Annotated in this window: 13 protein-coding genes; 7 read left to right on the forward strand and 6 right to left on the reverse strand. The window is 61.9% G+C overall.

Going from position 1 to position 13,898, the window contains the following annotated elements:
• Position 1 precedes the first annotated feature (1 nt).
• Positions 2 to 3,073, forward strand: coding sequence for an efflux RND transporter permease subunit (locus tag ACVOLR_RS02120; protein ID WP_481535018.1), 3,072 nt, complete (start codon positions 2 to 4; stop codon positions 3,071 to 3,073).
• A gap of 476 nt (positions 3,074 to 3,549) precedes the next feature.
• Here ACVOLR_RS02120 and ACVOLR_RS02125 read toward each other — a convergent pair whose 3' ends face one another.
• The 6 genes from ACVOLR_RS02125 to ykgO form a co-directional block, all read right to left on the reverse strand.
• Positions 3,550 to 4,782, reverse strand: coding sequence for a TraB/GumN family protein (locus ACVOLR_RS02125; protein WP_481534969.1), 1,233 nt, complete (start codon positions 4,780 to 4,782; stop codon positions 3,550 to 3,552).
• Positions 4,775 to 5,305, reverse strand: coding sequence for an N-acetyltransferase family protein (locus tag ACVOLR_RS02130; protein ID WP_481534970.1), 531 nt, complete (start codon positions 5,303 to 5,305; stop codon positions 4,775 to 4,777). Before ACVOLR_RS02130 ends, ACVOLR_RS02125 begins: the two co-directional genes overlap by 8 nt.
• An 11-nt stretch (positions 5,306 to 5,316) precedes the next feature.
• Positions 5,317 to 6,204: a carbon-nitrogen hydrolase gene (locus ACVOLR_RS02135; RefSeq protein ID WP_481534971.1), complete on the reverse strand. Its 888-nt coding sequence runs from the start codon at positions 6,202 to 6,204 to the stop codon at positions 5,317 to 5,319.
• Between the two features lie 229 nt (positions 6,205 to 6,433).
• Positions 6,434 to 7,471 (reverse strand): agmatine deiminase family protein, encoded by a 1,038-nt coding sequence (locus ACVOLR_RS02140; protein ID WP_481534972.1) that lies wholly within the window; start codon positions 7,469 to 7,471, stop codon positions 6,434 to 6,436.
• Between the two features lie 69 nt (positions 7,472 to 7,540).
• Complete coding sequence (locus tag ACVOLR_RS02145; RefSeq protein WP_481529412.1) at positions 7,541 to 7,870, reverse strand: hypothetical protein; 330 nt, start codon at positions 7,868 to 7,870, stop codon at positions 7,541 to 7,543.
• Positions 7,871 to 8,067: 197 nt separating this feature from the next.
• Positions 8,068 to 8,193, reverse strand: a complete 126-nt coding sequence (ykgO, locus tag ACVOLR_RS02150) for a type B 50S ribosomal protein L36 (RefSeq protein ID WP_057628212.1) — start codon at positions 8,191 to 8,193, stop codon at positions 8,068 to 8,070.
• 191 nt (positions 8,194 to 8,384) lie between these two features.
• Between ykgO and cmk the strand changes: the two genes are divergently transcribed.
• The 6 genes from cmk to ACVOLR_RS02180 all read left to right on the forward strand — a co-directional run bounded on the left by cmk (position 8,385) and on the right by ACVOLR_RS02180 (position 13,887).
• Complete coding sequence (gene cmk, locus ACVOLR_RS02155) at positions 8,385 to 9,059, forward strand: (d)CMP kinase (protein ID WP_481534973.1); 675 nt, start codon at positions 8,385 to 8,387, stop codon at positions 9,057 to 9,059.
• Between the two features lie 193 nt (positions 9,060 to 9,252).
• Positions 9,253 to 10,938 carry a 30S ribosomal protein S1 gene (gene rpsA / locus ACVOLR_RS02160; RefSeq protein ID WP_481508286.1) on the forward strand — a complete coding sequence of 562 codons (1,686 nt, stop codon included), beginning with the start codon at positions 9,253 to 9,255 and terminating at the stop codon, positions 10,936 to 10,938.
• Positions 10,939 to 11,025: 87 nt separating this feature from the next.
• Entirely contained in the window at positions 11,026 to 11,331 is a 306-nt protein-coding gene (locus ACVOLR_RS02165) for an integration host factor subunit beta (protein ID WP_057628209.1), read from the forward strand.
• Between the two features lie 96 nt (positions 11,332 to 11,427).
• Positions 11,428 to 11,727, forward strand: coding sequence for a lipopolysaccharide assembly protein LapA domain-containing protein (locus ACVOLR_RS02170; protein ID WP_481534974.1), 300 nt, complete (start codon positions 11,428 to 11,430; stop codon positions 11,725 to 11,727).
• 6 nt (positions 11,728 to 11,733) lie between these two features.
• The gene (gene lapB, locus ACVOLR_RS02175; RefSeq protein WP_481508284.1) at positions 11,734 to 12,912 is read left to right on the forward strand and encodes a lipopolysaccharide assembly protein LapB; all 1,179 of its coding nucleotides are present in this window, start codon (positions 11,734 to 11,736) and stop codon (positions 12,910 to 12,912) included.
• Entirely contained in the window at positions 12,913 to 13,887 is a 975-nt protein-coding gene (locus ACVOLR_RS02180; protein WP_481534975.1) for an MraY family glycosyltransferase, read from the forward strand. It abuts the gene before it with no gap.
• The last annotated feature ends 11 nt before the right edge of the window (positions 13,888 to 13,898 follow it).

The raw sequence follows: 13,898 nt of genomic DNA on the forward strand, positions 1-13,898 counted from the left end.
GATGAATATCACCGAGCTGTCCATCCGCCGCCCCGTCACCACCATCATGCTGTTCGTATCGATGGTGGTGATCGGCCTGATCGCTGCGTTCAAGCTGCCGCTGGAGTCGGAGCCGGAAGCATCGATCCCGTTCTTCTTCATTGCACTGCCGTATCCGGGGTCGACCCCGGAAGAAGTGGAGCGCAACCTGCTGCGGCCGGTTGAAGAGGCCATCGCCACGATGCCCGGCATCAAGACGATGAACTCGCGCGCCAACGCCGAAGGCGGCCAGATCCAGGTCGAATTCAGCGATTGGAACCGCGACATCGCCATGGCCGCATCCGAAGCGCGTGAGCGCATCGACGCGGTGCGCGACGAGTTGCCCGACGACTTCCGCCGTTATTACGTGCAGCGCTGGAGTACCAGCGACCAGGAAGCTATCAGCCTGCGTCTGAACAGCGCTGAGGACCTGACCGCGCGCGCTGACATGATCGAGCGTGCCATCAAGCAGCGTCTGGAACGTCTACCCGGCGTGGCCCGCGTCGAAGTGGAAGGCGTGGCCAAGCAGGAAGTGCTGATTGCGTTGGACAAGGATCGCATCAGTGCGCACGGTGTGGCCCTGAACGATCTCGTGCAGAAGCTGCAGGCAGCCAACTTCGCGGTATCGGCCGGGCAGATCACCGAGGACGGCCGCCGCCTGCGCGTGCAACCCAGGGGTGAGCTGTTGGAAGTGCAGGAACTGCGCGACCTGCCGGTCAACAACCGCGGTACCCGCCTGTCCGACATCGCCGAGGTCAGCCTGCAACCGCAGCGCATGAGCTATGTGCGGCGCATGGAAGGCAAGCCCAGCGTGGGCGTGGACATCTACAAGGAGCGCTCGGCGAACCTGGTGGACCTGTCGCGCGCTGTGACCAAGGAGGTCGCGCTGTTGGGCGAGGATCCGGCCCTGCGCGGTGTCGATATCGAGATCGCGTGGGACTCCGGCAAGGCGGTCACCAGTTCGCTGCTTGCGCTGGCCGAGGCGGGGGCGATCGGTCTGTTGCTGTCGGTGATCGTGTTGTACGCCTTCCTGCGCCATTGGCCGTCAACGCTGATGGTGTCGATGGCGATCCCGATCTGTTTCATCATGACGCTGGGCTTCATGTACTTCACCGGCATCAGCCTGAACATCATCTCGATGATGGGCTTGTTGCTGGCGGTGGGCATGCTGGTCGACAACGCCGTGGTGGTGGTGGAGAGCATCTACCAGGAGCGCGAGAAATACCCTGGCAAGCCGGAGATGGCATCCATCATCGGTACCCGCCATGTGGCGATCGCGCTGTCGGCCGGCACCTTGTGCCACTGCGTGGTGTTCCTGCCAATGATGTTCGGCGAGAAGAACATCATCACCATCTACCTGACCCAGCTGGCGCTGACCATCTCCTTCTCGCTGCTGGCGTCGTGGCTGGTGGCGGTGAGCCTGATTCCGATGCTGTCGGCGCGGATGAAGACCCCGCCGGCATTGAAGTCACCATTCATCAGTCGCCTGCAGGCGCGCTATGCGCGGGTACTGCGCTGGACCCTGCAGAACCGTGGCTGGAGCGTGGCAGGCATCGTGCTGGTGTCGGTGCTCAGCGTGTGGCCGATGACCCAGACCACCGGTGGCGGCGATGACAATGATCCGGATGAGATCAACATCTTCTACCAATGGAAGGGGTCTTATTCCAAGGAAGAGATGGGCAAGGAAGTGCAGCGGGTCGAGGACTTCGTCAACGCCAACCGCGACGAGTTCAAGATCAAACGTGTGTACAGCCGTTTCGCCGAGCAGGGCTGGGCGCAGACGCGGCTGTACCTGAGCATCGACGACCGCGAGCAGAGCAAGAAGATCGAGGAAGAGGTGCGCAAGGGGCTGCCACAGTCGGCGCGCGCCAAGATCGGTATCGGCTGGCCAGGCGGCATGGGTAGCGAAGGGCAGGGCCTGCGTTTCAGCCTGGTCGGCGACTCAAGCCAGACCTTGCGCGAGCTGGCCGACGACATCGTGCCGATCCTGGCGCGTAACCCCAAGTTGCGCGACGTGCGTGTGGACGTAGGCGATGCCAATGCCGAGCTGGCGGTGCGGGTCAACCGCGAACGTGCAGCTTCGTATGGCTTCAGTGCCCAGCAGGTGGCGCAGTTCGTGGGGATGGCGCTGCGTGGCTCATCGCTGCGTGATTTCCATCGCGATGACGTCGAGATTCCGGTCAACGTGCGCTTCTCGGGCTCGGAGAACTACAGCATCGAGGACTTGTCTTCCTTCATGGTACGTAGCTCCAGTGGCAAGGAGATCCCGCTGCTGGCGATGGTGGATGTGAACGTCAATCCGGCGGCCAACTCCATCCAGCGCTTGAACCGGCAGACCATGCTGCGGATCGAGGCCGGCCTGGCCAAGGACGTGCCGATGGACCAGGCGCGCAAGTCCGTCGAGGAGACCTTGGATCGCGTGCAGTTCCCGCCGGGCTATGGCTATACGTTCAACGGTGCGGGCTTCAACATCAACTTCGACGGCATGGACCAGATGGTGAGCGCGATCTTCATCGCCCTGATCCTGATGGTGGTGATCATGGCGGCGGTGTTCGAGTCGTTGTTGTTCCCGGCCGCGATCATGTCCTGCGTGCTGTTCTCTATCTACGGTGTGTATTGGCTGTTCTGGCTGACCGGCACCGAGATGAACATAATGGCGGTGATCGGCATCCTGGTGCTGATGGGCGTGGTGGTAAACAACGGCATCGTGATGATCGAGCACATCAACAACCTGCGCCGACGTGGGGTGTCGCGCACGGAGGCCTTGATCGAAGGTAGCCGTGAGCGTCTGCGGCCGATCATGATGACGATGGGCACGGCGATCCTGGCGATGGTGCCGATTGCCTTGAACACGACCACGGCTGATGGCATGCCGCCGTACTACCCGATGGCGCGTGCGATTGCCGGTGGTTTGGCGTTCTCGACGGTGGTCAGTCTGCTGTTCCTGCCGACCATCTATGCGTTGTTGGACGATCTGCGTACGGGCACGGCGCGGTTGGTGCGGCGTGCGCGCGGCTTGCCGCCGGTGGAACATGCGGCTGTTGCAGAGGGTTGATTGCTTGGAGGGCAGGGCGGCTGTAGCTGCTGCGATTGCAAGCAGCGAAGGCAATAGCGACAGCTGAAGCAAGAGCTGCCCTCACCCCTACCCCTCTCCCGCATGCGGGAGAGGGGACAGCCGCAGCAAGAGCCGCAGCAAGAGCCGCAGCAAGAGCCGCAGCAAGAGCCGCAGCAAGAGCCGCAGCAAGAGCCGCAGCAAGAGCCGCAGCAAGAGCCGCAGCAGGAGCCGCAGCCGAAGCGGGAGCCGAAGCAGTAGCAGGAGCCGAAGCGGGAGCCGAAGCAGGAGCCGAAGCTGGTGCTTGAGATGCGGTTTTGGCTACCGTAAGCCGAGGCGGCTGCAGCAGAAGAAGATGTATGAGATCCAATCCCCTCTCCCGTTTACGGGAGAGGGGTAGGGGTGAGGGCGCTTCTACGCTTTTAGCGCTCTACAGCCTCAACGCTTTAAAGCTCTAAAGCTTCAAAGCACCAAAAGCGTCACCCAGCCAACTTCCCATAAACACTGAAGCCGGTAAGCCACAAACCCAGCATGCTGCCCAGATTGGTCAGCATGAAAGTCAGCACGATGCGGGTAACACGATTCCGGTACCAGCCCTTCACACTCTGCGCATCATCACGCAGCTGCAGGAAGTCCTGATACGTTGGCTTGCGCAGCCGGGTCTCCACCAACGCCGAAAATGCACCGGTAGGAATGCTCAAACGGAAAGGCTTGAAAGGCGCAACCACGATCGCGGTCAGAATGCTCAGCGGATGGCTGGCGGCAAGCAGTGCGCCAAGGCCAGCCAAGCCGCCGGTAAACATCGCCCAGGTCAGCAGCATGTCGGCACCCATGCCCATGCCGCCCTTCCAGAAGCCAAAACCAATACCACCCAGCACGATCGCCAGAATACCCAGCGTGATCCAAGGGATGTTGCGTTTCTTCGGCACCGACTCCAGCTGCTCGCGCAGCGGGCCGGGGGCGTCGGTATCGGTTTCCAGATAGCGGGCCAATCCAGCAAGGTGACCCGCGCCAACCACTGCCAGCACATTGCGCTGCTCGCTGTTGTGCTCCTCGCGCAGGCGCGTTGCCATGTAACGGTCGCGCTCGCCGATGATGGCCTGGTACAGCTCCGGGCTTTCGTTGGCGAACTCGCCGAAGCTCGACTCCAGCATGTCGCCCTGCTTGAGCTTCTCGATTTCTTCTTCACCCACATCCTCGGAGGAGAACAGGCCCGCACCCAGACCCATCACCAGCTTCAATTTTCCGAAGAAGCCCAAGCTCTGCGAGGCGCGGCGGAAGGTGAGGCCGACATCGCGGTCGATCAGGTGCACTGGCAGATCATTGGCCTTGGCTAGTTCCACTGCGCGCTTGAGTTCGGCGCCAGGTTCGATGCCGAGTTGCTCGGCGAGGCGACGCTGGTAGGCGGCCAGGGCGAGGTTGGCGGCAAACAGCGCCACGCGACCCTTGCGGATCACTTCGACCAGATCCAGCTGGGCAAGTGCATTGGGATTGGTCAGCGCCTGCAGGCGCTGCGGGTCCAGCTCGACCGCGACCGCGTCGTACTGACCGCTGGCGATAGCCTGCTCAACCGCTTGTACGCTGGCTGCAGAGACGTGGGCAGTACCCAGCAAGGTGTAACGCACGCCGTCGCGTTCAACCACGCGCACGGGTTGGCCGGCCAGCAGTTCGCCGCCGGTTTCAATAGAAGAGTCAGTCATTGCTTCATTCATTGGAAGGGGCGCTGTCGGCACCGTCGCCGAGTGCGCGTTGCATCTGTACCGTGTCCAGCCAGCGCCCGTGCTTGCGGCCAAGGCCGCGGAACACGCCAACCAGCTCGAATCCGAAACGTTCGTGCAGCTTGATCGATGCGGTATTGGTCGGCTCGCCGATCACCGCGATCATTTGCCGGTAACCGCGCACGGTGCATTCGTCGATCAGCGCCTGCATCAAGGCTTTGCCTACGCCTTTGCCCTGGAAGCGTGCATCGACGTAGACCGAGTTCTCCACGGTCCATTGATAGGCAATGCGGGCACGGTAGCTGTTGGCATAGGCGTAACCGGCTACCTCGCCGTCGATGGTGGCGACGAGATAGGGGAACCCGCGTGCGGTGATGTCCTGCATGCGCTGCGCCATTTCCGACGCGGCGGGAACTTCGTATTCGTAGGTGTTGACCAGCTCGCGCACCTCCACCGCGTAGATCGCGGTGATGGCCGGGATGTCAGCGGGTGTGGCGGTGCGCAGCTGCAGGCTCATGTCAGGTCCGGTCAGTCGATGTAGCGCTTGAGCAGGTCGCCGTAGGCATCAATGCGGCGGTCCCGCAGGAACGGCCAGATGCGGCGCACGTGCTCGCTGCGCTGCAGGTCGACTTCGCAGACCAGCAGGGTCGGGTCGGTGCCGGCTTCGGCAATGAATTCACCCTGCGGGCCGAGCACGTGGCTGTTGCCCCAGAAGTTGATGCCCGATGCGCCCAGCGGCGAGGCTTCATGACCGACGCGGTTGCAGCTGAGTACCGGCACGCCGTTGGCGACGGCGTGGCCGCGGTGGCTCAGCACCCAGGCATCGCGCTGGCGGTTTTTCTCGTCCTGCACATCATCCGGGTCCCAGCCGATCGCGGTCGGGTAGAGCAGCAGTTCGGCACCGGCCAGCGCCATCAGGCGGGCGGCTTCCGGATACCACTGGTCCCAGCACACGAGCACGCCAAGGCGACCCACTGAGGTGTCGATCGGCTTGAAACCGATGTCGCCCGGGGTGAAGTAGAACTTCTCGTAGAAACCCGGGTCGTCGGGGATGTGCATCTTGCGGTACTTGCCCAGCAAGGTGCCGTCCTTCTCGAAGACCACGGCGGTGTTGTGGTACAGGCCAGCGGCGCGGCGCTCGAACAGCGAACCCACGATGACAACGCCATGCTTCTTGGCCAAGGCGCCGAGGTGCTCGGTGCTGGGGCCGGGGATCGGCTCGGCTAGGTCGAATTCGTCCACCGATTCGTGCTGGCAGAAATACGCGCCGTTGTGCAGTTCCTGCAGCAGTACCAGTTTCGCGCCCTGCGCGGCAGCCTCGGCGACGCGTGCGTCGATCACGGCCAGGTTGGCGGCGGCATCACCGTGGTTTCGCTCCTGCACCAGGGCGACGGTAAGAGGGCTGCGCGAGTTCATGCTGCGATCCTGCGGGGGAAAACGCGCATGTTAACGCGGATGCGCGTCGGCAATGCGGTCTGGGCTGAACGGAGGGAGCAGCAAGGCACGCATGAGGCAGTTCCGTGCTCGCGGACGTCTTTCAGGTAGAGCCGAGCCATGCTCGGCTGCCTTTCGTTCCGGCGTCATGAACACGAACACGCCACGTGCTGTTCAGCCGAGCATGGCTCGGCTCTACAGGTGAATCGGCTCAGATCTTCAGCAGGCCGGCTGGCAGCTGCATGGTGATGCAGTGCAGGCTGCCGTTCTGCCAGATCAGCGAGCGGCAGGGAACCTGCACGATTTCGCGGTCCGGGAAGGCCTGGGCCAGTACGTCACGCGCGACATCATCGGCAGCATCGCCATAGGCCGGCATCAGCACCGCGCCGTTGACGATCAGGAAGTTGGCGTATGAGGCTGCGAGGCGGCGGCCTTGGTCGAGAACAGGTTCGGCCCACGGCAACGGGAACAGGCGGTAAGGCTTGCCCTCGGTGGTGCGCAGGGCAGCCAGTTCGGCGCCCATGGCCTGCAGCTCGGCGTAATGCGAGTCCTGTGGGTCGTCGCAGTTCTGGTAAACGATGCTGTCGACCGAGGCAAAGCGGGCGAGGGTGTCGATGTGGGCGTCGGTGTCGTCGCCTTCCAGGTAGCCGTGGTCCAGCCACAGTACGCGGTCCTGCTGCATCCAGGCGGCCATGTCGGTGCTGAGCGAGTCGCGGTCGCGCTCCGGGTGGCGTTCGTGCAGGCACTTCCAGGTGGTCAGCAAGGTGCCAGCGCCGTCGGTGTCGATGGCGCCGCCTTCCAGTGCGAACGGAATGCTGTGGACCTGGGCGTTGTTGAATACCTGCGCCTGGTCGAGCACGCCGACCAGCTGGTCATCGAGACTGGCTTCGAACTTGCCACCCCAGCCGGTGAAGCGGAAATCCAGCAGCTGGAAGCTGCCGTCGGCACGCTTGAGGGTGATCGGGCCGGAATCGCGCAGCCAGGTGTCGTCGTAAGGTGCGGTGACGAACTGCACGCGCTCCATGTCCACGCGGTTCGAGCGCAGGCGCATTTCCGCGTAGGTCTCGATGTCGTCATCGGCCACGCAGATCAGCACCGGCTGGTAGCGGGTGATGGCGCTGACCAGCGCGATGTAGGTTTCCTCAACCTCGGCCAGGCGTTCGGCCCAGTCGGTGTCGGCGTTCGGCCAGGCGATCAATACGCCGGACTGGGTTTCCCATTCGGCTGGAAAGCGGAGCGTGTCGTTCATTCTTCTCGGATGCGTTCGGCCCGGGTGGGCATTGGGACAGCAGGCCAGAGCCCGCTGCTAGGAAAGGATTCAGCGGATCGGCGGCTTGGGCCCGACTTCATCCGGGCTGGCCTGGCGGGCCACTACGTCGATTACGCGCTGCTTTTCGAAGTACACGGTAAACGCCGGGTAGACCCAGCGGTTGATGGTTGGCCATTGGCGCTTCTGGCCGCCGCGCGGGTCCATGCGTTCACTGGGTGCACCGAAGCGGGCTTCCACTTCGGCCATGCTCTGGCCGCGGGCCGGAATGGCCTGGGCTGGCTTTTCCTGCGCGCGCTCGATCAACAAGGTGTCTGCGTGCACTGCCGGTGCGGTAGCCAGTACGGCGATCAGGCTCAAAATCTTGAATGCGTGCTTCATGGTCACATCTCCCCAGAGGACAGGGTGCGATTACAGCAAAAAATGGCGAGGAAAGTGCAGTCCTGCGTCGGTATTGCTGCACGCACTCAGCAAGGCGTCATCACTGCGCTCGGCCCGCTACGCAAAAAGCCGCCCAAAGGCGGCTTTTTGGCGTTGCCCGATCCTTGCGGATCAAGCGCTGGCTTGCGCCAGTTGGCTCAGCGCTGGCGAGCCTTGAAGCGCGGGTTCGACTTGCAGATCACGAAGATCTTGCCGCGACGGCGCACAACTTTGCAATCACGGTGACGGGTCTTCGCCGACTTCAGGGAGGACAGAACTTTCATGACATACCTCGGCGGATACTGGTAAGGAGATCTTAGGAGCGTGGCCGCGGATATGCAGGATAACGCCCGTTCAAGCCCGCCATTCTACCGGGTATTTCTACGCCAGTTCAAGTGCTTGCATGCAAACGGGTGCAGGCAGGGCGGTGAGGGGCGTTAGAATAGCCTGATTCTCGTTCCAGACAGGCGTTTAAATGAGCCAGCTGCCCCCCGTTCTTACCATTGATGGCCCGTCCGGGGCCGGCAAGGGTACCGTCAGTCGCATCGTTGCCCGTCAGTTGGGTTGGCATTACCTGGACTCCGGTGCGCTGTACCGCGCGGTGGGCGTCGCGGCCAGCTGGGCCGACATCGATACCTCCGACGCCTCGGCGCTGGTGCGCTGCACCTTTGATACCAAGGTGCAGTTCGTGGAACAGGGCGAGAGCCTGCGGGTGCTGGTCAATGGTACCGATGCCACCGATGAGCTGCGCCTTGAGACTACCGGTGCGCTGGCTTCGGCGATTGCGGCCATACCGGAGGTGCGGGCTGCGCTGAAGGAGCGCCAGCGCGCATTCAGGATTTTGCCCGGGTTGGTGGCCGATGGCCGCGATATGGGCACCGTCATCTTCCCGGACGCCCCATTCAAGGTTTTCCTGACTGCCAGCGCTGAGGAACGGGCCGAGCGGCGGCATAAACAGTTGAAAGAAAAAGGGGTTTCGGTTAACTTTGAAGACCTCCTGCGTGAGATCATGGCCCGCGACGCCCGTGATGCACAGCGCGCAGTGGCGCCCCTGAGGCCGGCCGAAGACGCCATCCTCATCGACACCAGCGGTATTGGCATCGACGACGTCGTTGCCAAGGTGCTGGGTCTGGTTTCCAAGGAAGCCTGATCCTCGCAGCGTTGAGTGCGGTCAGTTGATCGATCGCAGTCGTAGCAAAGATGTTGCAACAACCCGCTGCGCAATGGTGCGTGGTGGGCTTTTTCATTCACATTCGGCCGCTGTCATGGGGTCGTCCAACAGGCTGGACGGTACGGGTTTTCGCAACAGATCCGCTGTCCATATGTTCAACTGAGTAAATCTAATGACCGAATCATTTGCAGAACTGTTTGAAGCCAGTCAGGCCAATCTGGCCAAGCTGAAGCCCGGTGCCATCGTTATCGGTACCGTCGTTGAAGTCCGCGGCGACGTGGTCGTGATCAACGCCGGCCTGAAGTCCGAAGGCATCGTGCCGATCGAACAGTTCCGTAACGACGCTGGTGAAATCGATGTGGGCGTGGGCGACCAGGTAAAGGTTGCACTGGACTCGATCGAAAACGGCTTCGGCGAAACCATCCTGTCGCGCGAGAAAGCCAAGCGCGCCATGGTGTGGGACGAGCTGGAAGAAGCGTTGGAAAAGAACGAAACCATCACCGGCCGCATCAGCGGCAAGGTCAAGGGTGGTTTCACCGTGGACATCAAGGATGTCCGCGCATTCCTGCCCGGTTCGCTGGTCGATGTGCGCCCCGTGCGCGACCCGGCCTACCTGGAAGGCAAGGAGCTGGAATTCAAGCTCATCAAGCTGGACCGCAAGCGTAACAACGTGGTCGTGTCGCGTCGTGCAGTTGTCGAGAGCGAGCACTCGGAAGAGCGCGAGCAGCTGATGGACAAGCTGCAGGAAGGCGCAATCCTGAAGGGTGTCGTCAAGAACCTGACCGATTACGGCGCATTCGTGGACCTGGGCGGTATCGACGGCCTGCTGCACATCACCGACATGGCATGGAAGCGCGTGCGCCATCCGTCCGAAGTCGTGAACGTCGGCGACGAGCTGGACGTGCGCGTGCTGAAGTTCGACCGCGAGCGCAACCGCGTTTCGCTGGGCCTGAAGCAGCTGGGCGAAGATCCGTGGGACAACATCGCACGTCGTTACCCGGCCAACAGCCGCGTGTTCGGCAAGGTCTCCAACGTGACCGATTACGGCGCGTTCGTTGAGATCGAGCCGGGCGTGGAAGGCCTGGTGCACGTGTCCGAGATGGATTGGACCAACAAGAACGTCAACCCGTCCAAGGTTGTCCAGGTTGGTGATGAAGTCGAAGTGATGGTGCTGGACGTCGATGAAGAGCGTCGTCGTATCTCGCTGGGCATGAAGCAGGTTGCTGCCAACCCGTGGGAAACCTTCGCCGCCATCTTCAAGAAGGGCGACAAGGTTTCCGGCCAGATCAAGTCGATCACCGATTTCGGTATCTTCATCGGTCTGGACGGCGGCATCGACGGCCTGGTTCACCTGTCGGACATCAGCTGGAACACCACCGGCGAAGACGTGGTTCGCAACTTCAAGAAGGGCGACACCCTGGACGCAGTGGTCCTGGCCGTCGATCCGGAGCGCGAGCGCATCTCGCTGGGCGTCAAGCAGCTTGAGCAGGACCCGTTCGGTCAGTACATGGCTGCCAACCCGAAGGGTTCGAAGGTCGAAGGCGTTGTCAAGGAAGTTGATGCCAAGGGCGCAACCATCGAGCTGGCTGACGGCATCGAAGGCTACGTTTCGGCACGTGACGTTGCCAACGAGCGCGTCGACGACGCGACCCAGTTCCTGAAGGTCGGCGACAAGGTCGAAGCCAAGTTCGTGGGCATGGACCGTAAGGGCCGTACCCTGCAGCTGTCGATCAAGGCCAAGGATGATGCCGAAATGCGCGAAGTGCTGGAGGAATACCAGTCCTCTTCGGCTTCCAGCGGCACCACCCAGCTGGGCGCGCTGCTGCGTGCACAGCTGAACGGCAACAAGTCCGAGTAATCGGCCTCCTGTTGTAGATTTGACCTGGCGGCCCGGACATCAGTCCGGGCCGTTTCAGGGTAAGACCCTGCCATTGACGAGTACGCAATGACCAAATCCGAATTGATCGAAATCCTCGCGCGCCATCAGGCGCACCTGAAGGCTGATGATGTCGATCTGGCGGTGAAGTCGTTGCTGGAAATGATGGGTGGGGCGCTGTCCTCCGGTGACCGCATCGAGATCCGCGGTTTCGGTAGTTTTTCCCTGCATTACCGCCCGCCGCGCCTGGGCCGCAACCCGAAGACGGGTGAGTCGGTTGCGCTGCCGGGTAAGCATGTTCCGCATTTCAAGCCGGGCAAGGAGCTGCGCGAGCGCGTGAGCTCGGTGGTGCCGCTGGAAAGCGACCCTGCCTGAGTAATCTTGCCTGAGTGCTTCGTAGTAGATTGACTGCTGCCATTTCATCCGCTGAACGGTAAGCTACGGGCTCTTGTAACAGGAGTAAGCCGGCGCATGAAGACCGTTCGATTAGTGATTCTGCTGGCGGTGTTGATAGGTGGCCTGGTGATCGGCTCGCTCAACTCGCAGCCCATCGAAATCAGCCTCGCGTTCTGGGTGCTCAAAACCACCTCGGGTATCGCAATCATTGCATCGCTGTTGCTCGGCGCCCTGGTAGGCGGTGGCATGGTGATGGCAGCCCTTGTGGTACCGATGTACACCAAGCTGCGCCGCGCCAATAAAGCGGCCGCCGTGACGGCGTCCGAGCCTGCTGCGCCTGCCGCGCAGACGCCTTCTCCTTTTGACGGACGCTGAGCAACGATGGACTTCATCAGTGAATGGTTCTGGTTTTTCCTGTGCCTGCCAGTTGCCGCGATCGCCGGCTGGGTGATTGGTCGCCGCAGTGGCCAGCGCCACAGCGAGAATCAGGTCACTCGTCTTTCCAGTACCTATTTTCGTGGCTTGAACTATCTGCTCAACGAGCAGCCGGACAAGGCCATCGAGTTGTTCCTGCATATTGCCGAGCTGGACAAAGAAACCTTTGAAACCCAGGTGGCCTTGGGTCACCTGTTCCGCCGTCGTGGCGAAGTGGACCGTGCGATCCGCTTGCATCAAGGGCTGGTCAATCGCAACGATCTGAGCGACACGCAGCGCGTGCAGGCATTGCTTGCGCTCGGCGAGGACTATATGAAGTCCGGCCTGCTGGATCGTGCCGAAACCGTATTCACCGAGTTGGCGCAGCTCGATCAACGCGCCCCGCAGGCCTTGAAGCACCTGATCGGCATCTATCAGGCCGAGCGTGATTGGGAAAAGGCCATCGAGAACGCAACCCGCTATGAAGCGGTAACCGACGAACCGATGGGCAAGCTGATCGGTCAGTTCGAATGCGAACTGGCTGAGCGCTACCGCGCTGCTGGACGTTTGGACGACGCGCGGGCGGCGATCAATCGGGCCAATGTCGCCGATGCGATGAGTGTGCGCGCTGGCATCATCGAAGGCCGTCTCGAGAGCGATTTCGGCAATGACGAGGCGGCGGTGCGCGCGTTTGAGCGGGCGGCCCGCAATGACCCGGACTACCTGCCTGAGATCCTGCCGCAGCTGTTGAAGAACTACCGCAATGTGGGCGATCTCGCTGGCGCGCGCGCGTTCCTGGCCGAGATGACCGAGCACTATCGAGGCATCGCGCCGGTATTGGCGCTGACCCGCTTGATGGAAGAGCAGGAAGGGCCGGCACCTGCGCGGGCTTATCTGGGGCGCCAGCTCAAGGATCGCCCGTCGGTACGCGGTGAATCCGCCTTGATCGACCTGACTCTGGCTGAAGGTGCCGATCCGGTCGCCACCTTGCAGGATCTGAAGCACATCACCGATCAGCTGCTGGTCCGCAACCCGGCCTATCGCTGCACGCGCTGCGGCTTTGGTGCGCGCACGCACCACTGGCAATGTCCGAGTTGCAAGGAGTGGGGCACGGTCAAGCCGCTATTGAACTTCGCGGTGCTCTGAGTGCTGGAACTGCATTACTGGGTGGTGCTGTTGGTATTGGTTACAGCGGCTGTGGTGACCTGGCTGGCGATACGCTATGCGCGCTGGCAACAATTGATTGATCAGCCCGGTGAGCGGCGCAGTCACAACGTGTCGACCCCGCGTGGCGGTGGTGTCGGCATCGTCGTTTCGCAGTTGCTGGCCTGTGTGCTGGGTGCGGTGTTGTTGCCGGACCATGCGCTGGTTCTGCTGGTATTCGCGCTGGGCCTGTTGATGGTGGCAGGGATTGGCTGGTGGGACGATCACCGCGCACTGCCCGCGTTGCCGCGTTTATGCGTCCATCTATTGGCCGGACTGATGCTCGCGGCCTTGGTTTGGTTGGGCACTGGTAGCTTGCTAAAAGCCGTGTTCTGCTTTGGTCTGGCCGTGTCGCTGGTGAACATCTGGAACTTCATGGATGGCATCAATGGCTTGGCCACCACCCAGGCAATCCTGGTCGGACTAGGCTCGGCATGGTTGCTGCCAGCTCCTTATGCGTTGGCTGGCTGGGTGCTGGCAGCTGGCTGTGCGGGGTTTCTGCCGTTCAACTTCCCCCGCGCTCGGATCTTCATGGGTGACGTTGGCAGCGGCGCGCTTGGCTATCTGGTGGCTGGTCTGCTGGCGCTTGGGTTGAGTGTTACCGACACCGCGCCGGTACTGTGGTTGATGCTTCCAGCGGCGTTTTTGGCTGATTCGGGTTTCACGCTGTTGTCACGCATGCTGAAGGGCGAGCCTTGGATGCAGCCGCATACCCAGCATGTTTATCAGCGGTTTGTGAAACGTGAATGCAGTCACGCAGCTGTGACGCTGGGGTATTCGCTCTTCAGCGTTGTGGGGCTTACACTTGCAGCGCAATTTTCAAGGCTTCCCCTAGGTTGGGGGTGGGCAGGGGGCGTTACCTGGCTGGTTGCTGCGGCACTGGCGTGGGTGTTCCTGCGTGCTAAGGCACTTAATTAAGGACAGAGTTT

Source organism: Stenotrophomonas sp. STEN030, assembly GCF_056759995.1.